The sequence below is a fragment of the Dyadobacter sp. BE31 genome (assembly GCF_031457695.1).
In the GTDB taxonomy this organism is placed as follows: domain Bacteria; phylum Bacteroidota; class Bacteroidia; order Cytophagales; family Spirosomataceae; genus Dyadobacter.
The window spans coordinates 146,653-171,441 of sequence record NZ_JAVDXA010000003.1; the positions used below are offsets into that span (position 1 = coordinate 146,653).

A 24,789-nucleotide genomic window follows, 5' to 3' on the forward strand; every position below is an offset into this window, starting at 1 on the left:
TCAATGGTTAACAAATGCTATTTTTCAAAGCCTGTCGTCCTCACAAAGCCGGCAATATCGATCAGCGGAATCTTTGCGCCGTAATGCTTATTAATCGCCTTGATAACTTCATTGGCAATAATGGCCTGTCCGAACGGCGTGGGATAGATGCCGTCCGACGAAAAAAAGTTACCGTAAGCGGTTCCATCCACTTCAATACCGTCATCTGTTTTATACCCTCCCTGGTGAATGCGCTGATAAAGGTCGAAGAGATCTACCACGGCGAGGTCTTTTTCCGCCGCATATTCTCTGATCTTTCCATTATAGTGTTGTTGCGGATCGGACATGAAGGATTCGTCCTCGTCTATTACTTCAAAATCTTCGAAATTGACCCGGAACTCTCCCCCGCGGCTGAAATTTTCAAAAAGGTGATGTAGTTTGGCTGATGGGATCATGCAAAAGGGTCGTGAGGCATCTATGATCTGATCGGCGATACCGTTGCGATTAAAGCTGATGTAGAGTCCCCATCCTCTTTTGATTAGCTTATCGCGGGAATACCATTCCATGTACGGTAAGTCCTGATAGCGTGGAATGGTAAAGATTACCCCTTTCGGACGGGCTGCCAGAATGCCGTTGAGTGCGTAATCAGTAATTCTCCCGGAGTTTAAAATGGAGCCGTTGAAGTTGTAAACGCCGATTTGGCCCGTCATTCGAATTCCTCGCATCCACCAATCGAAAAACTCCTCGATGACGACAAAATTGTAAGGTACATCCTCTCTGATCTTGCGAAATGCTTGCGAAGGGTATTGGGGTATATAACGTTTAACCCTGCTGAGAAAGAGCTTATTCAAGCCACAATTCTCACAATCGGCGCCATGTACATACCATTCGGCGTCGCCGTCGGGCAAGCCATAATTCGAGATCTTATCAAGATACTCAGGCATCGTTGACGGATCGCCCGGCAAAAGCGAAATGGTATTGTTCACCACCCGGTCCCACTGGGGATACCCGCTTTCCGTATTACGATATACGTAATAACCCGTCCCATTGAAATGCTCCTTATCAAAAAGTGGCATTTCAAAATTCTTGATACCCATTTGATGCGCCAGTAAATTGGTGTAATTGGTTTGCTGACTTTCCCGGGTAATGCCGCCATTCATCACACCGGCCGTCAGTCCTCCTCCGAATGCGACCATTTCCATCTCTTGCCCCGGTTTGAGGATACGTCCAAAGTCGGCCAGCGGGGTCGGTGAAGACAGCCATTCCTCTATTTTGAGTATCGGCTGCCGCTCGATGATGTCATGAATCATTTCCGGGTACTGGCCCATCGGGTGAATACGCATAAAAGGGCTATTCGTCCGGGCCGAATCCTCGGCCGTTGCGACCTCGAATGGCAGGCCGGGAACGGGATCAGGCCAGCCATTGCCAGGCTGATTGCATCCGATAAGAGCGAGCAGGAATAACATCTTCTTCATAGATAGTTTTGTTTAAAATGAAACATGCGGACAAGTGGACTGAAACAGGCTCAGAGAACCCGCGTGCTGTAATGCCTGTCTGCTGCAAAAGCAGATCGGCACGAACTGTTTTAGGGGTTGAAGTCCCGGAAGAAATGTTGAGTCCTAAATGGTAGAATTATTAGCTCGTCAAGTATGCTGCAATAGAATGTAATTTGATTGCAAAGGCAAGCGAATGTAGTAGAAGAATGTCCAAACGGTTGACCGATGATCAAACGGTTATTTTTTATTGATTCGCAAATACTATTCTCGTCTTCTCGGCAAATCCAGCGATATCGATGAGTGGAATCTTTGCACCATAATGCCTATTAATCGCTTTGATGACCTCATTTGCAATAACGGCCTGTCCGAGCGCTGTGGGATAGATTCCATCAGAGGAGAAAAAATTGCCATGCTCAGTTCCATCGATTAATATGCCGTCATCTGTTCTATATCCGCCCTGATGAATGCGTTGATAGAGATCAAAAAGGTCAACTACCGCAAGGTCCTTTTCTGTGGCGTACTCCCTGATTTTCGCATTGTAAAAGAGCTGAGGATCGCTTTCATAGGTTTCTCCATAGTCAATTACCTCAATATCATCGAAATTAGCCGAGAACGCGCGACCTTTGAATCTTTCACAAAGTGCATGCAGTTTGGCTGTGGGAATCATCGAAAATGGCTTTAAAAAGTCTATGACCCCATCCGCAGTACCATTTCTATCAAAAGTGATGTATGCATTTTGAAACTCTTTCATCGAATACCAATTCATGTAAGGCAAATCCTGGTAGCGGGGAATGGTGAAAATCACGCCCTTTTTACCCCTCAGATGATAATTGATGGAATAATCAGTGATTCTACCGGAATCCATGATCGAGCCGTTAAAAGAATAGTCGAAACCTCCGATTTGACGCGTAGTTTGAATCCCAAACATCCAGCGGTCAAAAAATTCCTCAATAACTATAAAGTTATAAGGCAGCTCATCCGGCGAGCGTCCCTTGAATCTTGAGGCAAGAAGCGTGGGTAAGTCGCAATTTTCACATCCCCAGCCTGGAACATACCACTCCGTGCTTCCTTCAAATAGTCCGTAGTTTGAAATTTTTCCTTGGTAAAGCGGTATCGTTGACGGGCTCTCAGTAGTAACAGAAATGGTATTGTTTATAACGCGGTCCCAATTCGGATAACCGCTCTCCGTGTCGCGATATATGTAATAACCCGTCCCATTGAAATGCTCTTTATCAAAAAGCGGCATCGCAAAATTGGTAATACCCATCTGATGGGCGAGTAAATTAGTATAATTGGTTTGCTGACTTTGTCGAGTAATACCGCCATTCATAACGCCGGCCGTCAATCCTCCGCCGAATGCCGCCATTTCCATTGCCTGTCCGGGTTTCAGGGCCCGCCCGAAATCGGCCAGCGGGACGGGTGTAGACAGCCATTCTTCTATTTTAAGTTCCGGTTGCCTGTTGACGTTGTCCTTAATCATCTCCGGATATTTGCCCATCGGATGGATGCGAGAGAAAGGACCAAGTACCTTGGCCGAATCTTCGGCCGTGGGTATGTAAACAGGCTTTATGGGAACGGGATCGGGCCAGCCATTGCCAGGCTGATTGCATCCGATAAGAGCGAGCAGGAATAACATCTTCTTCATAGCTAGTTTTATTAGGTTAAATGTGAAATTGATTTTTTTCAAACCCTGTCGTCCTCACAAAGCCGGCAATGTCGATCAGCGGAATCTTTGCGCCGTAATGCTTATTAATCGCCTTGATGACTTCATTGGCAATAATGGCCTGTCCGAACGGCGTGGGATAGATGCCGTCCGACGAAAAAAAGTTGCCGTAAGCGGTTCCATCCACTTCGATACCGTCATCTGTTTTATACCCTCCCTGGTGAATGCGCTGGTAAAGGTCGAAGAGGTCTACCACGGCGAGGTCTTTTTCTGCGGCATACTCCCTGATTTTACCGTTGTATGGGCTGGGATCAGAACAGAAAGTTTCCCCTTCGTCTATCACTTCTACATCTTCGAAATTGACCCGAAATTCCCCGCCACGGCTGAAATTCTCGAAAAGGTGATGCAGTTTGGCAGACGGGATCATAGAACTGGGTCGTGAGACATCCAAAAGCTGATCTGCCTTGCCATTGCGGTTAAAACTAATGTAAATACCCCATCCTCTGCTTGCCAGCTCCTGGCTCGAATACCAATTCATGTAAGGTAGATCCTGGTAGCGGGGCACTGTAAATATCACCCCTTTTTGACCTTTGTTCAATACGCCATTGAGGGCATAGTCGGTGACTCTTCCCGAAAGTTGAATTGAGCCATTGAAAGCTATGTCATACATCCCTAATTGACCTGTCAATCTAATTCCAGTTATCCAGCGATCGAAAAACTCATCGAGAATGACAAAATTATAAGGTACGTCTTCCCTAATTTTGTGAAATGCCTTGGACGGCTGTTCGGGTATGTACCTCTTGAACCATGGTACCATGACTTTATTCAGGTCGCAGTTCTCACACCACGTACCATGTATAAGCCGCTCCGCTCCCCCGTCAGGCAATCCATAATTAGATATTTTCCCAAGATACTCCGGCATCGTTGGCGGATCGCCCGGCAAAGCCGAAATAGTATTGTTCACCACCCGGTCCCACTGGGGATACCCGCTTTCCGTATTACGATATACGTAATAACCGGTCCCATTGAAATGCTCCTTATCAAAAAGTGGCATTTCAAAATTCTTGATACCCATTTGATGCGCCAACAAATTGGTGTAATTGGTTTGCTGACTTTCCCGGGTAATGCCGCCATTCATCACACCGGCCGTCAGTCCTCCTCCGAATGCGACCATCTCCATCTCTTGCCCCGGTTTAAGGATACGCCCAAAGTCGGCCAGCGGTGTCGGCGTAGACAGCCATTCCTCTATTTTGAGCATCGGCTGCCGCTCGATGATGTCATGGATCATCTCCGGATAGTGCCCCATCGGGTGAATACGCATAAAAGGGCCGTTCGTCCGGGCCGAATCCTCGGCCGTTGCGACCTCGAATGGCAGGCCGGGAACAGGGTCGGGCCAATCGTCGCTGGGTTGGTTGCAGGCTATTAAAACGAGTAGAAACAACATTTTCTTCATAGCTAGTTTGTTTAAAAATGAAACACGCTGCACAAATGGACCGAAATCGAACACGGGACCGACGCAAGCGCATGCTGCTGCGATGGAAGCAGATCTGCACGCCCGGTTTCGAAGATTGAAGTCCTAGAAGAAATGTTGAGTTTTGACGAATAGAGTTATTGTCCGTCAGACGTGATGCAATAAAAGGTAATCTGAATGGCAAAGGCAAGCAAATGTAGTAGAAGAATGTCCGATCGGTTGACCGATGATCAAACGGTTACATTTACATCCAGACTTCCGCAAGCGTTTCCCTGAAAAGTGCATTCAATGCGTCGGTGTCGGGCATCGTCATGGGCGGGAGTTGTTTTGCATATTCTTTGTAAAACGCGAGTTTTTCGGTCAGGAAATCATGCAGCAGCGGAATGCGTGGCTCCTCAGCGAGTTCTACGCCGCTGGATTTGCGAACGAGCAGGGCATCGATTTCGAGTCGCAGGGCATCGTCTTGCACCTGGCTATCGAGCAGTTTGACGAACTCCGTAGGCGCCATCGTGTCCGTCGTGCGTATCCAGTCGCATGCGAGGATGGGCCGCAGCGCATAGAAATACTTTTTCGTACGCACCATGTCTTTGAGCAGGTAATCGTTGTAGTTGGCGTTGGTCATGCTCAGGTAATGGTGCAGGCAGGCGCGCGGATTGAAATACTGCTTTTGCAGCTCCCGCAGTCGCCCGGCGGTTGTGAACTGCTCGCGGTAGACGATCGGACTGCCTAGCCATTCCAGCATCGACGGGTTCGATTTCCTGAAAAGCCGCAACGCCTTCCGCAGCTCCCATCCGGCGAGGTCGAGGTCGTTGGGCAACATCTCCTCCTGGCTATCCTTCTTATCATCGATCTGCAAATACCACTCCGGCCGGTGCACATAAATATACCGCACATCCCAATCGCTATTCACCGAAGCAAACCCCCAAGCCCGGCTGCCGCTTTCTACGGCGTAGAGTATTTGAATATTGTGTTGGGTTTCGAGACGGGTGAGTTCTTGCTGGATTTCGGTGGTCATTGTATCTAGGCTTCAAAGTTAAGGAAGCCAATATACTGGCTTTTGTGGTTACTCCCTCATTTGCTACATCACTTACTCCATCTGTTGGTGAATCAAATTCGATTTCTAATCAATCATTCTTTACAAGCCTATTTTCAAAATACTCTGTGATATAGTATCCTCCCGTCTTTGTTGGGCCTAGGAATCGGACAATGTTAAGTGCTTTTGCTCTTCTCATTTGCCGCTCAATGGTGGGCCTCGATCGTTGAAGTATAGAAGCTATTTCATGCGCCTTTTGACCTGCCTTGTCGAGAACGATAAATACGATCTGAATCAGTTCGATTCTGCCTGTATTTGTTAATTCATCCAACTCTCCATTAATGATACTGTTTTCTATGAGTCGGTCAACCAGTTCTATGAGCAGAGTAGGCACTAATTGTCCTTTGCAAAATATTGGATTGCCCCTGGGGTTGTACCGGGCATTTGACAGGGTATTGGACGCCGCATTAGGAATTCTAAGGAAGTCATTTTCTCCCTCAATTACTCCCTCAATTGTTCCATCGTTTACTCCATCACTTGCTCCATCACTCTTAATAATTGGAATGGGGATCTTGGCTCTAAATGTGATTCCCTCGGTGAATTCTGGCTTACGTTTACCCGCATACTGTTTGGTAAGGCGCGTGACGTTCAAAACGCCGGAGCCTAGTTCGTCAACTCGCCCAAGCTGGATAAAAAATTTGGCGATAGTTGGATTTTTAGGAAATGGTGCGAAACGATCGGGGTTAATTAACCCTTCGCCGTGTGGATTGTTCGCATTTTCTGTTTCAACGTAGTTTTTCCCAATTACAAAGATGCAAGGCTGAGCATTTGTGTATTCTCTATGAACAATAATATTGGCGACAATTTCTCTGAATATGCTTGTCCTGAGGCTAATGCGCTGGTCTCTTAGAAGAAAGAATTTGTCAGGAAGGTGTTTTTCAACAAAACCCATTAGCTGTTCATAGGCATCGATCAGGTTTGTCTGAATGTAAAGCCGGTCGTCATAACGGTTTGTATCGCGTATTCTAGTGATCGCATCTATTTTGAAATGCGGTAGAATTTGAGTGATCACCTCATCCTTTCCAAGCAAAAGAGCTGCTGCAAGCGTGTAGCCTTCCTGACCATTAAGAAAGTCTCGCTTCCACAGCCCTGCTGTTTCTAGGAGCTGTTTGTTGTCCAGTGCCAGCCATGGATGATCTGCATTGTTACTGCGGATTAGATTTCTGAGCTTAGGAAAAAGTGCCGCATTAAAATCTTCGAAGCGAAATGCAGGAAATACCGAACTCTCCGTGTAGTGGATTCTTTTGCGATTAAAAATCTCTGCGATTTGTGAAGCCTCTGTCACCCTGAAATCTCCGTCGCTGCTTCTGACGTAAATTGTTTTTGAGCACCTATGGATCAGAGAGCTTGCGGGAACATGCAAGTGGATGAGCCATTTGTCCGCAACGTGATGTTGTCGCGGGAAAAGAAGGAATGCAGGACTGATTTTTGTCGGATTGTTGGAAAGGCTAGCCAGGTCATCCATCATCTTATTCAATTGGCTGGCATCGATTCCCGTGATTTTACCAGAGTCATTCACCCCGAGCAGAATATCACCGCCGTCCCCGTTAAGCATAGCGCAAACCGTCTCAAACAGATTGTCAGGTAGCGAATAGGTTGCCTCTTTGAATTCAAGATGTTGACTTTCTTTTTGTTGTAATAGTTGAAATAGTCGGTCTTGTGTCATTGGCTTTTCGTTTTTCGGTGTTACTTCCCGTGAAAGAATCTAGCCTATAAACTGTTATCAAATGGCTTGTAGAATGAGCTATCGGTTGACGAAGCGGAAAAATGTAGGTCGTAATGCCGTTAGAAAATTCCCCGCACCCTAATTTGCATTCCACCCTTTTTCTCCCGAATATTCCTGCTTCCCAAAACAAGTAAAACTATGAAACACATTAAAAACATTGCCCTGTCATGGTGTGGGGCCAGCGAAAGCACCCCGAGTGTGATTTACTTACACTGGGACACCTGAAGACAGGGCATTTTTCCATCCCAAAACAAGTAAGTTATGAATCAACAAACACTTTCCGAATCCCCGGATTCGCCCACGCTCTCCTATGCCGACCACGTAAAAGCACTCCTAAGCATGAACGCCCCCGCAGACTGGATCGAAGACCTGTGGACCATCTACACCGGCTTCATGATCGCACAGGGAGAACTAGGCCACAATCCAAGAGCAAGCGACCTGTTCTGCACGTTCCGCGAGCTGATTTTGTTCTTCCAAAAGCTAGAAGAACGAAAGGCAGCGTAGGACCAATGGATAATTAATGCAGCCTTTTTGCACATTCGTAATCACTCACGTTCCCCTATTACTTCAAACAAAAAATGGAGACCACCTAAGCAGCCTCCATTCAAATACATTAACAGAGTAAGAAACTATTGCGCCCCGTCAATCCCTGATTTCGAAGTCTTCTTTTCCTCAGGAGCCTTAAACTTCGCATTGGAAATCTTCAAAACCACTGCATTAGGCCAGGTCCGGTTCGTGTAAAACCGCTGACCGTTTACCGCGCTCACAGCCAGGCCCAGTGGCGTTGCCGCCGAGCGGATAGTTGCATCGAAATTGTTTACATATTCCACCAGTTCGCTGCCGTAGCCGAGTACTTCCACTTTGGTAGCGGCGGTTCCTTCAATCATCGGGAAGAGAAACTCCCGGCGTTGGCCGTATTTCCATTCGTCGTCACGCTTCTTAGTCACGAATGCGTAAATGGCCTTGTCGTCGTTGGATTGCGTGAACCAGATGTCCTTGTCGCGGATGACAGGGAGCGGTTTAACGGCGTATATAGACTCTCCGTTCGCGAAGTTCCAGAGCGCAATTTCGCGTAGCAGGGCTTCCTGTTCGATCTGGATCTCGCCGTTCGGTTTCGGGCCGACGTTCAACAAGAAGTTACCGCCCTTGGCGCGAATTTCGATAAGCATGTTGATGATCTCGGTGCCCGATTTGTGTGGGTCGTTGGTCGGTTTGTATTGCCAGTCGGTACCCATCGTGTAGCAGGCTTCCCACGGGCGCGGGGAGGCTTTGTCGGGGATATTCTGCTCGGGCGTGTTCATGGCGTCGCGCGTGATCACGAGCTCGGGTTGCAGGCTCCACGCGTACTCGCGCAGGCCGTCGCCTGGTCCGTCGAAAAACATGATGTCGATTTTACCATAATTGGTGAGCAGTTCTTTGATCTGCGCCTTGTCGTATTCCATCAGTTTGGGATTGTTCATCGGAAACTGGCGCTTATCCTGCAAGCGGCCGAGCGGGATGCCGTTCTGGTGGAAAAACAGAAAGTCTTCCGGGGAAAAATAAAGCCCGATAGCGATGCCCTGCTTGCGAAATGCTTCGATAATCTCCCTCGTGATGTCCCGTTTGAACGGCGTATTCATCACATTGAAAGTCGTCGTTTTGGTGTCGAACATGCAGAAACCCGCATGATGCTTGGTCGTAAAAACTACGTATTTCATTCCCGCAAGCCGCGCCATCGTGGCCCATTCGTCTGGATCGAACTTTTTCGGATTGAAGAATGTCGGCAGCTCTTTCATATACCGGTTCACGTAATCTTCGGAGGCCCCGGCGAGGGAATGGCTGATCACCGTCCCGAGCGAAACATCCACATTCCAGTGAATGAACATCCCGAAGCCCAGGTCCTGGAACCATTTGACGCGTTCGGGTTTGTTAGTGGTTTGCTGGGCGTGGGTGCCAGCTACAAGGCCGAGAAGTAGGAGGAGTGTTAAGAGTCTGGTGCGCATTGTTTTTGAAAGGTATTTTTGGAAAGACTGAATTTGGTGCTCGCGATACTCTGTTTTGGACGCGTTTTTGAAAATAGTTTGGGATCAGTGGCTATATTAGAGGGTTCGAAAACACTTCATCATGCATGAAAATTCTCAAATTGGCATTGCTGTTCATCCTTGCTACCATTACGGTTGCGATAGCCCAAGTCGATGAAATCTACCGGCTTACATTCAGTGATCCGACTAATTTTGACATTATGAATAGTCTGTCGCATAAACAGCCGAAGACAATTCTAATTTCGAATGTAACCGATAGCTGGGACTACACCGTTTTTTGGAACGGGTTGGTAGGCGGCGAGACGCAGGATCAGATAGATCGGGAGACTAAAACGACCCGCCATGAATCCTACGATCCTGAATACCTTTTTCGCGATCCGCAAATGCTGAAAGCCATCAGCACAACAGAACGCAAGTCACTTCGGAAAAAGACTCTTAAACCAACCGTAAAGAAGATTTCTCTAAAAGGAGTTAATTATCATACGATTACGTCGATCAAGAATGTAAAGGGCTTCTGTGTAGCCACTACCGAGCCCATTTTTACTTCTGAGGGACGGTATGCGTTTATTAAGGTCGATATCTATTTTGGCGGGCATTACCAGATTGATGGTGCATGGCATGGAGATTTTGGATCCGTTACAATCGTATACGAGAAGCTGCCGAATGGTAAATGGAAGAAGTATAAAAAGTTTGATCACCTGATTTTGTAGAGGGACGCAATGTTGTCGAAAATTCTAATTGTAACAAAACAGATATATTTGATAAAAAAACAAAAGATGGTCCGAAAAATAGCCATGGTTAAGCATCAGTACGACTTGAAGACTTATGACCAGGCAAGTTGTGATTTGGAATACTGGTTAACCAAAACACCTCAGGAGAAATTGGCAGCTGTGACGTTTTTGATAAGCCAAAAACTAAAACCTGGTGAAAGAATGGACAAAACAGTGTTTAGTCAGCGAAAATTAAAGTAAATGTCATGTCGAATCTTTGCGCATACTCACTCGCCATAATGCCGGCGCCGCCCATCGCCGAAGAGGTCCGTGGCTTCAAATCAGACTACCGCTCTGCCATCGGCAAAAGCTACGGCAGTGCTAACGCCGACGGCCATATTTCACTAGACGGTTTCGACGCGGCAGAAGCGGATTATCCGTTAATTCTGGCAGAATATACCCGGTTGGTCTCGCAGTTGACTCCTTTCCACTTAAACTTCTCAGGCTTCGGCGACTTCGATAGGGCTAATTTCTCAGCATTCTATATCAAGCCGACCGATGAATCGTCCAACGCCATACGCGAGCGCACGCAGACAATCATGAAGGGTTTCGATAAGAAATTCAAAAAGCAGTACATGCAGAAATGGGCGGACGAGTCGAAGAACCCGCATATGTCCATCGGGCGCAGGCTTACGCGCGAGTGGATTGCATTGGCCTATTCACTTTTTACGGAATATGAAGCCGGATTTCTCTGCGAATCGTTCGCGATCCGGAAGTATAATGAGAAGCGCAGGCAGTATGATGTGATTGATACGATTCCCTTGCTGGGACAGAATGGAGCAGGAGAGCAAATCAGTTTGTTTTAGTCTGAGAGGCTCTCTCCACATTAAGTTTGCTGTTGGTCCGGTAAGGCTTGGCCCGGATCATCCTGATATTGTTAAATTCTTCGATAATAAGCGTATCGTCTTCTGGCACAATACCGCGCTTGATCCAGTTGCTGACGGTTTCGGTGTTTTTGATGCCAAACCGTCGGCAATACTCCTTAATGGTTACCCATTCGGCCAGGTCGATGACCTCTCCCTGACGGATCAGATAATCGTTTGCCTCCTTGATCGCCTTGTCGGCTTGCTTCATTAAATCCTGAATCCGGGCTTGAAATTCTTCGCGTGTCTCCATCGTAGTTTATGGCCGTTTTTCTAATTTGTCAATCACTTTGGTCAACCGGGATATTTGTTCCAGTATTTCGTCAATCTGCTGGGGAGTCAACATTTCAGCTTGATCTCTCAGGGCTTGTTTCAATGCTGCTCTCAGCATTCTCAGTTCGAAGAGGTTCATTTTTGCCTATATCAAATTTACAAATTGTTATTTAGCATAACAAGTCTTGGAATTCGGAGAAATGTGCGTTTAGAGCTTGAAACTGAGTAAACGCTGCTTTACTACTGCTAAAAAATGATCAAAGAAGTGATTTGGATGATCAATCGGCGATATTACGGATACCAGTATACTTTATCCGTAAATATGTAATTTGTCGGTTTCGTGCTCTAAACATTCCTCCCACCCAATGCTACAAAACTACACTTCCAACGAATTTTACGCCGATCGACTTTCGCATCGCCTAGCCCTGGCTAAAAAATGGTTGGACAGGATCCTCTTTTTTACGGTTGCCGCCGTGTTTGTGACAGTCTGGCTGGGGCTGGTTTTGAAAAAGGAAGATGCAGGCGCATTGATGGATCGATTTAGCGGAACGTTTGCGAAATGGATTTTTGAAGAGCCCTATTCCCAGGAGCGTATGTTGGGGATTTTTGGGCTGGTATTCCTGGCGAACGCAGGACCATCGATAGTATTTTTTGTGCGGAAGAACTGGGTTTTTCCAAAGGCATCCATGACTTTGCGTGGGTATGCTACCGTTCATTCCAAGGAGGTGGTCAAGCTGCCGCGGAGCCGGGGAGCAACCAAAACACCGAAGGCATTTTACGTGTATGTGAGCCATCCGGTAACAGGGAATGTAATACCCGTAGAGATTTCGGAAGGTTGGTATACGAATCTCGAAGTCGGCAACCGGGTTAACGTACATTATCATCCCAGCAGCGACAATGTAGTTTATCTGATCAATTCCTGATAGGCGCAAAAAAAGCAGAGGCCGAAACCTCTGCTTTGTTATAGAATGTTGTCAGTTTTTACTTCCCTATTACCACGCGACCTGCGGTGACGCTGCCATCTTTCTGCACAACTTGTAAAAGGTACGTACCGGCATTTAAATGCCCGGTTTTGATCACCGAGGTCGATTTGGACGTTTCGAAAACTTGCTGCCCGGCCTGGTTTAGCAGTTTTACAGAAACCGCATTGGCCAACACTTTTTCATCCAGCAATAACTGTTCTCCCACAGGGTTGGGGTAGAAAGGTGCCGATCGCTGATCTTCAAAAAACAGCCGTTTGATACTGCTATACGCGAATGTCCCATTGGTATCCACCATTTTAAGCCGGTACAAGTTTTCACCCGGGAGTGGTGAGAGGTCGGCAGCATGGTAACTGGTTTTGACACGGCTCTCGTTGGCCGCTGTGAGTGTTCCAATAACTGTCCAGTTGTGACTGGTTCCACTTCGTTGGATTTCGAAATGGCTGGAATTGGTTTCTTCCGCCGTAGACCAGGTCAGATCCGCCTGATTTTCCTGCTTCTCCGCAGTGAAGTGAGTCAGTCTAACAGGCAAGGCGGCGTCATTCGTGAACACAAAGGCAGCGCCTGCATTAAGCGCCGAATTCGCATTGTTTTCATCATCGTCTTTCGAGCTGGCTCCCACGATGATGTTTTTACCCTCCAGAGCGACTGAATACCCGAAAGAGTCGTCACCCTCTCTGGAAGAAGCAACTAATTTCTTCACCATCGCCCAATCATCATTGCCGGAATTTTCGAAAATGAATACTGAGCCCGCGGCGTTGACTGGATTGGCGTCATTGGCGTCATTGTCATCGGTATTGGCCCCAATAACGACGTGGTTGCCTTTTAAAGAAACACTTCCACCAAAACCCTGAAAATCGACCCGTTTAGTGGCAGTTACCTTCTTTAACAGACCCCAGTTCGATGTTCCTCCCTGACCTCGCTTAAAAATGTAGGCTGATCCGGAATGCGCAAGAGTGTTTGTTTCCGCTGCATCTTCGTCCTCCTGACTGGCCCCTACTACGGCATAGTCCCCATCAATGCTCACGGACGTTCCGAAATAGTCGTATTCAGCGCGGACAGGGGCTGTGATTTTCTTAATCTGTCCCCATGAATCGGGCCCACCGTTGTTTTTTTCAAAAATATAGGCAGAACCGGCCGCCCATACGCTACTCGAACCATTAGCATCGTGCGATTCCTGCATGGCGCCTACAATGGCTTTATCCCCCGAAATCGCGACTGATTTGCCAAATTGGTCGCTTCCCGAGCGATCGGACGACAAAATTCTTTTCAGGAGGCCCCAATTATTGCTCCCGCCCTGGTCCTTTTTGTAGAGATATGCTGCGCCTGCGAAGTCAAGCGAATTATCGGGAGTTACGTCGGTTTCATAAGGTACGCCTATCAATACATAATCTCCACTGATGGCCAATGCATTGCCAAAAGTGACGTTGGTCTGAGGTTGCGGTGACGTGATCTTTTTCACCAGTCCCCAGGCATTACTTCCACCCGCATCTTTTTGGAAAATATACACCGCGCCGGCGCCGTTAGCGACACCTCCGCCGGGTAAACTGATGTTTTCATAAGGCGCACTCACCACAAGGGTTTCGCCGTTGAACGCTACCTGCGTGCCAAAGAGCATAAAAGGCGACCTAACTGGTGCCGTAATTTTCTTTACCTGTACCCATACGCTGCCCACCTTATGAAAGATATAGGCCGCACCCGCCCGCTCCATAGAGAAGTTACCATTTGCGTCGTCGTCTTCGCCGAGTGCGCCCACAACGGCGTAGTCGCCGGATATGGCCACCGAACTGCCGAATACGCTCAGATTTTCACGGTCGGCAGCAACGATCTTCTGAGTAGGTTGCCACTGCGCCAGCCCGATGTGCGGATACGATGCAGCGAACATCAGCGGGAAAATCCATTTTTTGATAAAGGTAGTTGTGAATCGCATGAACTGTTTTTGTTTAGGGTTTAAGAGGGGAATCGTGGCCTAGTTACCGACGGCAACCGGGCTGCTTGTCATAGTTCCGTCTTTCCTGGTGATTTGCAGAATATAGGTTCCGTTGGACAGGTGACCTGTATAGATAACCGGTACCGGTTTGGACGTCTCGAAAACCGGCTTGCCCGTTTGATCCAGTAATTTAAGGGACACGGCATTTCTCAAAGTTGTTTCAGCAAGCAACAACCGGTCCGATACCGGATTGGGGTAAAATGATACGGATTCTAGTCCGTTAAAAGTCAGTGCCTGGACTTTGCTGTAAGCGAATGTGCCGTCATGGTCTACCATTTTGAGGCAGTACAGATTCTGGCCCGCAAGCGGCGATTTATCCCATGCATCGTAATGCATCGTAACACGGCTTTCGTTGGCAGCTTTTACGTTTTCGAAGGTTATCCAGGTGCGCCCGTCAGCACTTCTCTGGATTTCGAAATGGTTTGAATTGGTTTCCTCGGTAGATGTCCATTTCAAATAGACTTGCTTTTCCCTTTGTTCCGCCGAAAAGCTGACAAGTTTCACAGGCAAAGCGCTTTCACGCGAGAAGCTGTATGCCGCGCCAGGGTAATATAATGCAAACGGATCTCCATTATTTTTTGCAATAGCACCCACAAGGATCAGCGTGTCATTGAGTGCCACCGCATTTCCAAAGAAGTCACCGTTATCCCTGTCAGGTGCGTGAATTTTCGCTGTTTGTCCCCAATTCCCAATGCCGCCACGGTTTTCAGAAAAGACCCATGCGGCTCCGGCATTTATCACGTAATCCTCGTTCTTATAGTCAAAGGCCTCGGTCCGGGCACCGACTACGACGGTACCTCCCCTGATAGCAACTGAACAGCCGAAGTTGGATCGATCTCTCCTCACATCCGCGGTCAATCTCTTTTCAAGTCCCCATTGGTCAGGCCCCCCATTATTTTTTGAAAAAACATATGCGGCACCTACACTATACATTAACGTAGACCCTTCCATTACCCTCTCGCGCGGAGCGCCTACCACAACCTGGTCGCCATCGATCGAAACAGACAGTCTGAAGGATACGCTTTCTGCTATGGAAGGTGCCATAATTTTCTTTGCCAATCCCCAATTGTTAGCTCCGCCCAGCGTTTTTTTGAAGATATGGGCCGAACCGGTTTCTTGGACTTCCGGGCCGGCTCCTGAGTTATAGTCGGATTGAGCGCCTACGACCACATATTCGCCGCTTATGGCTACTTTTCCGCCGAAGGAATTGGAACCATTTCCGGTTTGTGGAATCAAAGTTGCCACAGAGCCCCAGTTGTTAGTTCCGCCCGCATCCTTTTCAAGTACGTAGCCCCGGGGTTCGTAGTACACACCTGCAATGGCATTATTTCCGTCGATAGCAACGCTGTTACCAAAGTATTCATTAACCTGACGATTCGGCGATGTTACTTTTTTTACAAATCCCCAGTTATCGGCTCCGCCCTGGTTTTTTGCAAATATGTAGGCAGCACCGGCGCCAGACATCCAATTTTGTTCATGGGCATCTGTTTCAGACTTGGATCCGATGATAATGTAGTCATCTTTGATGCAAACAGATATGCCAAAATAGTCTGATGCAGCCCTGACCGGCGGATAGATTTTTTTGATCTGTTTCCAGACGCCATGGTCATTGAAAAACAAGTAAGCGGCACCCGCCCAATCGAGCGAGGGTTTGCCATCGGCGGCACCATTGTCGGAAAGTGCACCTATGAGGGCATAGTTTCCGGAAATGGAAATGTCATGTCCAAACGAACCATGCGAAATTCTGTCACTTGCAACTACTTTTATCCCGGGTTGCCAACTCTGTCCCAAGGATATGGAAGCTGATAAAATAAATGATAAGAAAAGAAAGGTTTTCTTAGCGGGTAAAAAAACGAATGCATGTTGATGCTTTAAAGATAGAGAGGTGAGTAAGTAACTAATATTAAACTATTCGCAAGTTAGCGGAAAAATTCCGTGCAGGTGCGACGTGTAATATTTTGCGATGATCTATTGTGATCATTCTTACAATTTTCCGGGAACGTTGTCAGGTGCACCGCCGGATTCCTCGTCTATGCCTGTTAATCAATCACTGCGTATTCAATCTTTTGGGAAATTTGGACAGGATGGCGGACGACAGCGCGCTTTGGCTGGCTTACCGAAATGGCGACGATGAAGCTTTGGGCGTACTCGCCGAGCGTTATTATGGCGCGTTGCGGCGGTACGGTATGAAGTTTTATGTGGATGGAAGCATTGTCGAGGATTGTATCCAGGACCTTTTTTTGGATCTCTGGCAGAACCGCGAGCGGATCAGCCAGACACCGTCGGTGAAATTTTACCTTTTCAAAGCTATTCGGCACAGCATTCTGGGGCATATGCGTTACCAGCAGCGGTTCACAAATGAGGCGTCGCTGGATTGGGACACTTCCTTACCCGAAAATTTCAATGCGGAATCGCTGCTGATCGAGCAGGAAACCTTGAATAGCCTCGTCGCACAAATGCATGCCCACATGGAGGCGCTGCCCAGGCGCGAGCGCGAAGCGCTGTACCTGCGCTACTATGAGAACATGAGCGTGGCTGATATTTCCGGACTGATGGGCGTCAATCGGCAGTCGGTTTCCAACTTTCTTCAAAAAGGCATCACCCGCATCCGCGCCAAATGGTTTGTGACGATGGTACTAAACCTATTCTTTTTTTAATTTTTTTTCTCCCCCGAGGGTATATCGGTTCCTGCCATTCATAATATCATAGAAATCATTTGAAAAATGAAGAATGGACAGGCCAGACTACGATTTGAATACCCCTGAAGATTTTCTGCAAAATGACCGGTTTCGCGATTGGGTGAAGTACCGGCTGCCGGAAGACAGGGTATTTTGGGAAGATTTTCTCAACACTTATCCCGAAAAACGTCCCGTTTATGAAAGAGCGGTAGCAATGCTGCTGGTGATATTCGGCAACGAGCAGGCAAACGAAGCAGGAGAGGGAGCCGGAAGGCTTCGCGAAATACTGAGTACCGTCGCCAGCCACACCGAAGCAAACCACCACGAACCTCTGCCATTGTGGCGCTGGCTGCGCTGGTCGGCGGCTGCTGTGTTGGTGATCGGGCTCGGATTCTGGTGGAGCAGGGGAGGGCGTCAGGCCGGGATTATTGCAAACGGCGTTGTGCAAACAGACCAACCTGCGCAAAGCAAATGGATCGTTCGGGAGAATCAGTCGCAGGCGGTAATGCTGGTGAATTTGCCCGACGGATCGTCGGTATTGCTCAGCAAAGGCAGCAGCATTCGTTTTGGAAAGGAAATGAACGATGCAGAGCGCGATGTGTTCCTTGACGGCGAGGGCTTTTTTGAAGTGGTCAAAAATCCTGCAAAACCATTTCTTGTACATACCGACAAGCTTACCACACGGGTTTTAGGCACAAGTTTCCGCGTAAAGTCGTTCCCTGGACAGGCCGATGCCGAGGTCGCGGTAAAAACGGGTAAGGTGGCTGTGGTCGCGGATGGCAATGACGCTGCCGAGCCGCTGATGCTATATCCCAACCAGCGCGTGAGCCTCGTTCGAAAAAATGACAAGTTCATCAGTTCGGTTACCGGGCCGGCCCGCAATGAAACCGCCACGCCAATCGAGACCGAATCCTTCGATTTTGAGTTTACACCAGTTTCCGAGGCATTCAAAATACTCGAAACGCATTATGCAGTGAAAATTAGTTTCGACCAGGAAAGGATGAACAATTGCACCGTGACTGCATCCCTGAAAGATGAGCCGTTTCTCGAAAAAGTGCGGTTGATATGCCTCGCAACGGAAGCATCCTTTGTAGTGAATGGCGACGAAGTGACCATTTCCGGAGCCGGCTGTCCCTAGTCGGCATCCCTAGCCGGGCGCCCCTAGCTGCTCTAATCCCTCATAAAATTCTCACCTAACTCTTACCGTATGAAAAACACCAGCCGCACTGTACCCTTTTGACTATTTCTCCCATGGGAGATAAGAACTACTATCTCATGTTTCTGAATTTTAACCAATTATGAAGAGAAATCTATCTATTAAAGTGACTACCCCAGGCATTGTCCGGTCTGCCCGAGGGCTATTGTACCTGCAAACTTTGCTCATGCTGGTATTCATGCAATTCAGCTGGGCCAAGAGTGGAACTGCCCAGGAAATGCTGAATCAGCGGATAACCATCTCGGTGGAAAACGAGCGGATCGAATCGGTTATCAGCCGGCTGGAAAAGTCGGCGAATGTCCGCTTCCTTTATAGCAGGGAGATTATCCAATCGAAAAGAAAAGTCAGCTTTACTGCCGAAAATCAACCATTGTCGTCGGTACTGGAAGGCATTTTACAGCCGTTAAAGCTGAAATACGAGGTGTCGGGCGATAAGATCATCCTTAAAAGACAATTGAATACATCGGAGGCCGAGCCACAGATTTTGCCGACTCCCGATGCGCCGGCGGCGGAAATCAACCTCACGGGAACGGTGACGGACACCGACGGCATGGGTTTGCCGGGTGTTAGCATTCTGGTCAAAGGAACGCAAACCGGCACCACCACCGACGGGGCCGGTAAATTCCGGCTCGATGTGGCCGACCGTAGCGCAGTACTTGTTTTCAGCTTTGTCGGATACATTTCACAGGAAATCGCAGTTGGAACGCAATCTGTACTGAATGTGAAGCTTGCTGCCGACGACAAGGCTTTGGAGGAAGTAGTCGTGGTAGGTTATGGTGTTCAAAAGAAAGCCAATTTAACGGGAGCGGTTTCGACGGTCGATTCGAAGGCCATTGAAAACCGTCCGTCAAGCAACCTGGCAACCGGTTTGCAGGGGGTGACACCGGGCTTGATCATTACACGTCAGACAGGCCAGCCGGGCCGTGAAAACATCGCTATCCAAATTCGGGGGGCGACTTCTGCAAACGGAAACGTTAACCCGCTGGTGTTGCTCGATGGAGTGAGTGTGCCCATCAGCACGATGCAGACGATGAACCCCAACGACGTGGAGAGCATCAGTGTGCTCAAAGACGCTGCCGCGGCGGCGATTTATGGCGCGCAGGCAGCAGGTGGTGTGATTTTGATTACTACCAAAAAAGGAAAGGCTGGGAAAGTAGCATTCGACTATTCGGGACAGCAGGGAATCGATTGGTCCACGAATGTGCCCGACAGGATGTCGCTGCTCGACGAAGCTCTTTTTTCGAACCTGGCCCGCAAGAATTCGGGTAGTGCACCAGAGTATACCGACGAGGAGCTCCAGCGCATCCGCGACGGCGTGCCTTATGTTGTCAACCCGGCTGATACCTCGTCCTACCTGTATTATAACCAGGAGCCGATTGCGAACCAGCTTTTGAGGAAACACACTTCCATGAGCACGCACAACCTGACTGTGCGTGGAGGAAGCGACAAACTGAACTTCCTGATTTCCGGCGGATACTATAACAAGCAAGGGGTGTTCAAAGTAGGCCCTGACAGCTACGATCGCTATAACGCCCGCATGAACCTTGGCGCGGAACTGAACAAATACCTTTCGCTCGACAGCCGTTTGTCTTTCACCAACGACCGTACGAAAGCATCCTACGCCGAGGCAAACGGTGGCGGATTGATTTACCAAGTTTACCGTTTCCGGACCAGAAACCCCGTATTTACACCCGAAGGACGCTATAACTCGGCCAATAGCACTTATGCGCAACTCAAAGAGGGGGGCTATAACGATTACAAACGGAACTACTTTGACGGGGTATTTACCTTGACAGCCGCCAATTTTGTAAAGGGCCTACAGATCCGCGCGGTGGCCGGTACGCAATACCGCAGGGGCGACCGACGCGTATTTAACCGTACGGTGCCCCTTTGGAGCAAGTCAAAAATTGCAGGATGGGTGAACCAGGTGAATTCCTACAACGTAACCAACGAGCTTACCAAGAATACCAACTTGCAGGCATTGGTCAATTATGATTTCAAGATTGCCGAAAAGCACAATTTCGCGCTTTTCGCGGGGTATCAGTGGGAGGACTATCGTGAAGACTTCAACTCCGCCGGCGCGACTAACTTGGTGAGCAACGATTTGCCGACGCTGAACCTGGGCGACGATAAAACGAAAACCAATAGCCAGGTGATCGCTACCCGTGCATTCCAGTCAGTGTTTGGCCGTTTTAACTATAACTTTCACAACAAGTACCTTTTTGAAGCCACGATCCGCTTCGACGAAAGTTCCAAACTCGCACCGGAAGGCCGCCGCAAGGCATTCCCTTCGGCATCGGCCGGGTGGAATGTGCATCAGGAAAACTGGTTCGCCAGCACCCTTTCATTTTTCTCAGAGTTTAAACTCCGGGCTTCATGGGGACGTTTGGGGGGCGCGCTTGGCGACGCTATTGGAAACTACGACTACCTGAGCCAGCTCAGCCGTGGAAATGCTTTGGTGTTGGGAGACTCGCGTACTTCCTACATTTTTCAGGGCTCAATTCCATCGGCCAACCTTTCATGGGAAACCATCGAAACAACCAACGGTGGTATAGACATTGGTTTGCTACAAAACCGTCTGCAATTCAGCGGGGATTATTATGTGAAATACAACCGAAATATGCTCACCGCCCAGCAGCTGCCCGGCACGATCGGGATCGGCACGCCGCGCAAAAACAATGGCGAGCTTAAATCGTGGGGTTGGGAAACCGAGCTGCGCTTCCGTGACCAGATAGGGAACGATTTCAATTATTCATTTGCCATTAACTTTTCGGATAACAACAACCGTTTGATCAGCTTTTCAAACCGCAATGTAGTGGGGGCAGGCACCAACGGTCTGATCGAAGGGTTTCCTTTGAACACCATCTGGGGTTATGAAACAGCAGGCTATTTCAACACTGAGGACGAAGTGAAGCAATGGGCATTTCAAGACAACCGCACCGGGGCAGGCGATGTGAAATACGTCGACCATGATGGTGACAAGCGCATTTCCGTGGGCAAAGGAACCGTCGAAAACCATGGAGACCTGGTCATGCTCGGAAGCACTTCTCCGCGCTATCTGTTTGGCGTAACACTCGGCGCCAGTTGGAAAGGATTTGACTTTTCCGCATTCTTCCAGGGAGTAGGCAAACGTCATTACCGCGCTACCGCGGAGTCGATCGCGCCGCTGCTGGTTACCTGGAAACAGGCCATGGGCATTCACCGAGACTACTGGACGCCGGAAAATACCGATGCATTATTTCCGCGCCCCTATACGACCGGCACACACAATTACCTGACTTCGGATAAATGGACATTGAATGCAAGCTACGTGAGGCTGAAAAATATCCAGGTGGGTTACACGATCCCGGCCAGAATTACCGACAAGGTCCGCATTTCACGGGCACGTGTATTCTTTTCCGGTCAGGATATCCTCACATTCTCGGGAATGGGTGGTTTTAAAGGGTATTTCGATCCTGAGACCCGGGATGGCGTCGAGAACGACTATCCGTTTTTCGCTACGGCGGCTTTTGGTCTAAACCTTTCATTCTGATCCAGCTTTCAATCTATTATTTTATGAAAATCACTTTAAAACATACCTTGGTGGCTCTTGCGTTGATGATGGCTGTTTCGTCCTGTGACGTGGAACGCCTGCCGGAAACGAACATCAGCGACCTGAACTTCTGGAAAACGGAATCGGATATCAAAACCGCTAACAACTACCTGTATACGTTTTTGCCCGGGTTTGGTAACGAAGACATTTGGTCGGACGATGCGTTTGGCCTCTCTGCAAACTCTATCAGCGACGGTTCACGGCTGGCGCCTGCCACTGCGGGAGATTACAATTCGCCGTACAACCTGATCCGGGCTGCCAACAACGTCCTTGAAAAGGCACCACGCGCGGAAGTATCCGCCACGGTTTTGAATCGCTATCTTGCCGAAGCGCGTTTCTTCAGGGCTTGGGCATATTTTTCGCTGGTGCAGAAGTATGGAAGCGTGCCGTTGATCCTGAAAACGCTAGATGAGAACAGCCCCGAGCTTGTTGCACCTGCCGCCGCACGTGAAGCGATCGTGGACCAGATTTACGCGGATCTCGACTTCGCGATCACCAATCTGCCTACCATCACGACGCTGGGAACAGCCGACTATGGCCGTATTTCCAAAACAGCTGCGTATGCATTCAGGGCAAGGGTTGCGTTGTTTGAAGGTACATTCGCCAAATTCCATTCCAAAGGCGATGCTGTAAAGCATTTGACGCTCGCTTTGGCTTCCAGCAAAGCGGTGATCGACAGTAAAGAGCACGCGTTGTTCGGCAACTATTTCGATTTGTTTCAAATGGCAGGAGAAGGCCGCCAGAACAAGGAGAATATCATTGTAAAGCAATATGGCGTCTCTAATACGGAGCGTGTGGCTACTCACAACTTTTACCGCGGCTCCCTGGAAACCGGCAACCTGAATCCTACCAAGTCGCTCGCGGATTCATACCTTATGAAAGATGGCTTGCCCATTTCAAAATCGTCGCTTTGGGTAATGCCCGATTCCTCCCACAAGGTTTTCAGAAACCGTGATGCACGTATGAGCGCGACGTTCATGAAGCGCGGGGACGCGATGATGACTACCAAGCCGATTTTCGATATCGCTAATCTGGTTTTCAACAAAACCGGCTACATGTTCCGCAAATTTGCCAATATCGATGATTGGAACAGCCAGGCATCGACCATCGACCGCCCACTACTGCGTTATGCCGAGGTGCTGCTGACATTTGCCGAGGCGTCTTACGAGCTGAATAATGCAATCACGGATGCTGAATTGGATATGTCGGTGAACCTGCTGCGCGAGCGCGGCCAGATCGCGAAGCTGAGCAATGCATTCGTCAAAGCTAACGGACTGGATATGCGTGAGGAAATTCGCCGAGAGCGCCGGGTCGAACTTGCGCAGGAGGGCTTCCGGTATTGGGACATTATTCGCTGGAAAACGGCAGAGACGGAGCTCGTGAAGCCTGTTTTAGGTAATTTCTATTTCAAAAGCGAATTTGCCGCTGCCACGGTGAATCTTACACCCGATAACATTATTCTGGTACAAGCCGCCAGCTTCCGCAAATTCGATCCTGCGAAAGATTACCTGTGGCCTTTGCCGATCAACGAAATCGCGCTGAACCCCAAGCTGGACCAGAATCCGGGCTGGTAGGGCAAAAGGCGGAAAGAGGGAAGGGGAAAGAAGTTACATTCTGGTAAAGTGGATAGCCATTTGCGGGCTATCCACTTTTTATATTTAAATGCATATAAATACTCATTTTTAGTGGAATTTTATATGTATTTAAATATAATTTAAGTAACAGAATAGAAATTACATGCAATTGAATATAATTTGACTATAATTGAGATAATTATATTTTAAAGCATATAATGGAGACGCTGGCTCAATTTGTAAAATCACGCCGAAAGAACGTAAAACTGACGCAAGAAAAATTCGCCGAAAAAGCTGGTGTGGCGCTGACAGTCGTTCGCAAAATCGAACAGGGAAAGAAAAACCTTAATCTGGATAAGGTAAATCAGGTACTTCGGATGTTTGGTCATGAATTAGGACCTGTGTTGATGAAACCCATTGAAGAAAACTAAATGAGAAGCGCGTCGATTTACTACGATCGGGCATTGGCCGGGACATTAACGGAGACTGAGGAAGGACTTTACACATTCGTTTATCACCCCGAATACATCCGCCTGTTTCCAGATCAGTACCTGACCTTTTCTATGCCCGCCACAGAAAGATTTACAGCGGCTGGCCTAGGTTAATACAAGCGCTGGCAATTCTCGCAAAAATAGCTCCGCCGCTTCGTTCGTCCCAGGTATTCCTTATGGAAAGGGATGTTACACCGGGGACAGATTTTCTTCGTGTGCGCGAGCCAGTGTTTCTTTAAAGTAAACTCCTTTTTCCACTCCAGAAAATCGAACGCGTAGGTCCGGGTTTCCTTTACCATCTGCTTCAATTTGGCGTCGGGGATTTTGCCAAGCTCGCTAAGCGGGTGCACGCGGATGCGAAAGAGTACCTCGTTTTTGATGATATTGCCGCTGCCGGCGAAGATCTCCTGATCCAAAAGCGCGTCACAGACAAGCATGTCGGGTTTTTTCTTCAACTTGCTGAGCGCAGCAGCGGGCTCCCAGGTCCTGGACATAATATCAACCGACCAATCGTAGATTTCATCGGCGGGAGCATCAATGAGCTGAACGGATGACGTATAAAAATTCAGTTCGTGATTGTCAAAGATAAGGCTTAACCGCGGCGGGTTTTTCTTTTGCTGGTCAATGAGATATGAACCGAAGAGCAGGAAGTGAATGCGGATGGTAAAGTCCTTGAAGCAGATCAGGAAATGTTTTCCCCACGACCTGAAATCAGTGACAGTTTCACCGATGAGCCGGTCTTTATCAATCTTGGAGTTCCCCTCCACATGGAGGACAGCCTTTCCTTTCAGCCCCAGTTGCTCGACAGCTTCTCTCAAAATCACAATGGACGGTCCTTCGGGCATGGCGTTTTTTTTCGCACGTTTTACTAAAAATGTGCCAGAGGTGGAAGGGACGAAAGGGAGAAAGGGAA

Annotated in this window: 21 protein-coding genes; 10 read left to right on the forward strand and 11 right to left on the reverse strand. The window is 48.4% G+C overall.

Annotated features, from left to right (window positions below; translation table 11 throughout):
• Nucleotides 1-17: 17 nt before the first annotated feature.
• The 5 genes from J2Y43_RS16320 to J2Y43_RS16340 all read right to left on the reverse strand — a co-directional run bounded on the left by J2Y43_RS16320 (nt 18) and on the right by J2Y43_RS16340 (nt 7,368).
• On the reverse strand, nt 18-1,454 hold the full coding sequence (locus tag J2Y43_RS16320; protein WP_309984548.1) for a hypothetical protein: 1,437 nt from the start codon (nt 1,452-1,454) through the stop codon (nt 18-20).
• A 265-nt stretch (nt 1,455-1,719) separates the two neighbouring features.
• Nucleotides 1,720-3,120 (reverse strand): hypothetical protein, encoded by a 1,401-nt coding sequence (locus J2Y43_RS16325; protein WP_309984550.1) that lies wholly within the window; start codon nt 3,118-3,120, stop codon nt 1,720-1,722.
• 16 nt (nt 3,121-3,136) lie between these two features.
• Nucleotides 3,137-4,591 carry a hypothetical protein gene (locus tag J2Y43_RS16330; protein WP_309984552.1) on the reverse strand — a complete coding sequence of 485 codons (1,455 nt, stop codon included), beginning with the start codon at nt 4,589-4,591 and terminating at the stop codon, nt 3,137-3,139.
• A gap of 262 nt (nt 4,592-4,853) precedes the next feature.
• On the reverse strand, nt 4,854-5,624 hold the full coding sequence (locus tag J2Y43_RS16335; protein WP_309984554.1) for a nucleotidyltransferase domain-containing protein: 771 nt from the start codon (nt 5,622-5,624) through the stop codon (nt 4,854-4,856).
• A 109-nt stretch (nt 5,625-5,733) separates the two neighbouring features.
• Nucleotides 5,734-7,368, reverse strand: coding sequence for an RNA-binding domain-containing protein (locus J2Y43_RS16340; RefSeq protein WP_309984556.1), 1,635 nt, complete (start codon nt 7,366-7,368; stop codon nt 5,734-5,736).
• Between the two features lie 321 nt (nt 7,369-7,689).
• On the opposite strand from J2Y43_RS16340, the gene J2Y43_RS16345 reads away from it, so the two are divergent.
• The gene (locus J2Y43_RS16345) at nt 7,690-7,932 is read left to right on the forward strand and encodes a hypothetical protein (protein WP_309984558.1); all 243 of its coding nucleotides are present in this window, start codon (nt 7,690-7,692) and stop codon (nt 7,930-7,932) included.
• Between the two features lie 125 nt (nt 7,933-8,057).
• Here the strand turns inward: J2Y43_RS16345 and J2Y43_RS16350 are convergent, their stop codons facing one another.
• Nucleotides 8,058-9,410 carry an alpha-L-fucosidase gene (locus J2Y43_RS16350; RefSeq protein ID WP_309984560.1) on the reverse strand — a complete coding sequence of 451 codons (1,353 nt, stop codon included), beginning with the start codon at nt 9,408-9,410 and terminating at the stop codon, nt 8,058-8,060.
• 125 nt (nt 9,411-9,535) lie between these two features.
• On the opposite strand from J2Y43_RS16350, the gene J2Y43_RS16355 reads away from it, so the two are divergent.
• Together J2Y43_RS16355 and J2Y43_RS16360 are read left to right on the forward strand one after the other, a co-directional pair.
• Nucleotides 9,536-10,159, forward strand: coding sequence for a hypothetical protein (locus tag J2Y43_RS16355; RefSeq protein WP_309984563.1), 624 nt, complete (start codon nt 9,536-9,538; stop codon nt 10,157-10,159).
• Nucleotides 10,160-10,425: 266 nt separating this feature from the next.
• Nucleotides 10,426-11,025: a 2'-5' RNA ligase family protein gene (locus J2Y43_RS16360; protein ID WP_309984565.1), complete on the forward strand. Its 600-nt coding sequence runs from the start codon at nt 10,426-10,428 to the stop codon at nt 11,023-11,025.
• Here the strand turns inward: J2Y43_RS16360 and J2Y43_RS16365 are convergent.
• Both J2Y43_RS16365 and J2Y43_RS16370 read right to left on the reverse strand, forming a co-directional pair.
• Complete coding sequence (locus tag J2Y43_RS16365) at nt 11,012-11,335, reverse strand: hypothetical protein (protein WP_309984567.1); 324 nt, start codon at nt 11,333-11,335, stop codon at nt 11,012-11,014. The genes J2Y43_RS16360 and J2Y43_RS16365 overlap by 14 nt on opposite strands.
• Nucleotides 11,336-11,341: 6 nt before the next feature.
• A complete protein-coding gene (locus J2Y43_RS16370) occupies nt 11,342-11,494 on the reverse strand; it encodes a hypothetical protein (RefSeq protein WP_309984569.1) in 153 nt (50 codons plus the stop codon).
• Nucleotides 11,495-11,720: 226 nt separating this feature from the next.
• On the opposite strand from J2Y43_RS16370, the gene J2Y43_RS16375 reads away from it, so the two are divergent.
• Nucleotides 11,721-12,278, forward strand: a complete 558-nt coding sequence (locus tag J2Y43_RS16375; protein WP_309984571.1) for a hypothetical protein — start codon at nt 11,721-11,723, stop codon at nt 12,276-12,278.
• Nucleotides 12,279-12,336: 58 nt separating this feature from the next.
• Here the strand turns inward: J2Y43_RS16375 and J2Y43_RS16380 are convergent, their stop codons facing one another.
• Together J2Y43_RS16380 and J2Y43_RS16385 are read right to left on the reverse strand one after the other, a co-directional pair.
• Nucleotides 12,337-14,265 carry a T9SS type A sorting domain-containing protein gene (locus tag J2Y43_RS16380; protein ID WP_309984574.1) on the reverse strand — a complete coding sequence of 643 codons (1,929 nt, stop codon included), beginning with the start codon at nt 14,263-14,265 and terminating at the stop codon, nt 12,337-12,339.
• A 39-nt stretch (nt 14,266-14,304) separates the two neighbouring features.
• The gene (locus J2Y43_RS16385) at nt 14,305-16,116 is read right to left on the reverse strand and encodes a T9SS type A sorting domain-containing protein (protein WP_309984576.1); all 1,812 of its coding nucleotides are present in this window, start codon (nt 16,114-16,116) and stop codon (nt 14,305-14,307) included.
• A gap of 293 nt (nt 16,117-16,409) precedes the next feature.
• Here J2Y43_RS16385 and J2Y43_RS16390 point away from each other — a divergent pair, with 293 nt between their 5' ends.
• The 6 genes from J2Y43_RS16390 to J2Y43_RS33600 all read left to right on the forward strand — a co-directional run bounded on the left by J2Y43_RS16390 (nt 16,410) and on the right by J2Y43_RS33600 (nt 23,990).
• On the forward strand, nt 16,410-16,982 hold the full coding sequence (locus tag J2Y43_RS16390; protein ID WP_309984578.1) for a sigma-70 family RNA polymerase sigma factor: 573 nt from the start codon (nt 16,410-16,412) through the stop codon (nt 16,980-16,982).
• A 73-nt stretch (nt 16,983-17,055) separates the two neighbouring features.
• Entirely contained in the window at nt 17,056-18,141 is a 1,086-nt protein-coding gene (locus J2Y43_RS16395; RefSeq protein WP_309984580.1) for a FecR domain-containing protein, read from the forward strand.
• Nucleotides 18,142-18,301: 160 nt separating this feature from the next.
• Entirely contained in the window at nt 18,302-21,751 is a 3,450-nt protein-coding gene (locus tag J2Y43_RS16400) for a SusC/RagA family TonB-linked outer membrane protein (RefSeq protein ID WP_309984582.1), read from the forward strand.
• Between the two features lie 23 nt (nt 21,752-21,774).
• Nucleotides 21,775-23,385, forward strand: a complete 1,611-nt coding sequence (locus J2Y43_RS16405; protein ID WP_309984584.1) for a RagB/SusD family nutrient uptake outer membrane protein — start codon at nt 21,775-21,777, stop codon at nt 23,383-23,385.
• Nucleotides 23,386-23,603: 218 nt separating this feature from the next.
• Complete coding sequence (locus tag J2Y43_RS16410) at nt 23,604-23,816, forward strand: type II toxin-antitoxin system Y4mF family antitoxin (protein ID WP_309984586.1); 213 nt, start codon at nt 23,604-23,606, stop codon at nt 23,814-23,816.
• On the forward strand, nt 23,817-23,990 hold the full coding sequence (locus J2Y43_RS33600; protein ID WP_409014437.1) for a HipA N-terminal domain-containing protein: 174 nt from the start codon (nt 23,817-23,819) through the stop codon (nt 23,988-23,990). It abuts the gene before it with no gap.
• Here the strand turns inward: J2Y43_RS33600 and J2Y43_RS16415 are convergent.
• Nucleotides 23,987-24,721, reverse strand: a complete 735-nt coding sequence (locus tag J2Y43_RS16415) for a DNA-formamidopyrimidine glycosylase family protein (protein WP_309984588.1) — start codon at nt 24,719-24,721, stop codon at nt 23,987-23,989. The genes J2Y43_RS33600 and J2Y43_RS16415 overlap by 4 nt on opposite strands.
• Nucleotides 24,722-24,789: the final 68 nt, after the last annotated feature.

What these genes read in the sequence shown, in the direction of transcription:
- J2Y43_RS16320 (WP_309984548.1), bottom strand. Translation starts at nt 1,454, where the DNA reads ATGAAGAAGATGTTATTCCTGCTCGCTCTTATCGGATGCAATCAGCCT.
- J2Y43_RS16325 (WP_309984550.1), bottom strand. Translation starts at nt 3,120, where the DNA reads ATGAAGAAGATGTTATTCCTGCTCGCTCTTATCGGATGCAATCAGCCT.
- J2Y43_RS16330 (WP_309984552.1), bottom strand. Translation starts at nt 4,591, where the DNA reads ATGAAGAAAATGTTGTTTCTACTCGTTTTAATAGCCTGCAACCAACCC.
- J2Y43_RS16335 (WP_309984554.1), bottom strand. Translation starts at nt 5,624, where the DNA reads ATGACCACCGAAATCCAGCAAGAACTCACCCGTCTCGAAACCCAACAC.
- J2Y43_RS16340 (WP_309984556.1), bottom strand. Translation starts at nt 7,368, where the DNA reads ATGACACAAGACCGACTATTTCAACTATTACAACAAAAAGAAAGTCAA.
- J2Y43_RS16345 (WP_309984558.1), top strand. Translation starts at nt 7,690, where the DNA reads ATGAATCAACAAACACTTTCCGAATCCCCGGATTCGCCCACGCTCTCC.
- J2Y43_RS16350 (WP_309984560.1), bottom strand. Translation starts at nt 9,410, where the DNA reads ATGCGCACCAGACTCTTAACACTCCTCCTACTTCTCGGCCTTGTAGCT.
- J2Y43_RS16355 (WP_309984563.1), top strand. Translation starts at nt 9,536, where the DNA reads ATGAAAATTCTCAAATTGGCATTGCTGTTCATCCTTGCTACCATTACG.
- J2Y43_RS16360 (WP_309984565.1), top strand. Translation starts at nt 10,426, where the DNA reads ATGTCGAATCTTTGCGCATACTCACTCGCCATAATGCCGGCGCCGCCC.
- J2Y43_RS16365 (WP_309984567.1), bottom strand. Translation starts at nt 11,335, where the DNA reads ATGGAGACACGCGAAGAATTTCAAGCCCGGATTCAGGATTTAATGAAG.
- J2Y43_RS16370 (WP_309984569.1), bottom strand. Translation starts at nt 11,494, where the DNA reads ATGAACCTCTTCGAACTGAGAATGCTGAGAGCAGCATTGAAACAAGCC.
- J2Y43_RS16375 (WP_309984571.1), top strand. Translation starts at nt 11,721, where the DNA reads ATGCTACAAAACTACACTTCCAACGAATTTTACGCCGATCGACTTTCG.
- J2Y43_RS16380 (WP_309984574.1), bottom strand. Translation starts at nt 14,265, where the DNA reads ATGCGATTCACAACTACCTTTATCAAAAAATGGATTTTCCCGCTGATG.
- J2Y43_RS16390 (WP_309984578.1), top strand. Translation starts at nt 16,410, where the DNA reads ATGGCGGACGACAGCGCGCTTTGGCTGGCTTACCGAAATGGCGACGAT.
- J2Y43_RS16395 (WP_309984580.1), top strand. Translation starts at nt 17,056, where the DNA reads ATGGACAGGCCAGACTACGATTTGAATACCCCTGAAGATTTTCTGCAA.
- J2Y43_RS16400 (WP_309984582.1), top strand. Translation starts at nt 18,302, where the DNA reads ATGAAGAGAAATCTATCTATTAAAGTGACTACCCCAGGCATTGTCCGG.
- J2Y43_RS16405 (WP_309984584.1), top strand. Translation starts at nt 21,775, where the DNA reads ATGAAAATCACTTTAAAACATACCTTGGTGGCTCTTGCGTTGATGATG.
- J2Y43_RS16410 (WP_309984586.1), top strand. Translation starts at nt 23,604, where the DNA reads ATGGAGACGCTGGCTCAATTTGTAAAATCACGCCGAAAGAACGTAAAA.
- J2Y43_RS33600 (WP_409014437.1), top strand. Translation starts at nt 23,817, where the DNA reads ATGAGAAGCGCGTCGATTTACTACGATCGGGCATTGGCCGGGACATTA.
- J2Y43_RS16415 (WP_309984588.1), bottom strand. Translation starts at nt 24,721, where the DNA reads ATGCCCGAAGGACCGTCCATTGTGATTTTGAGAGAAGCTGTCGAGCAA.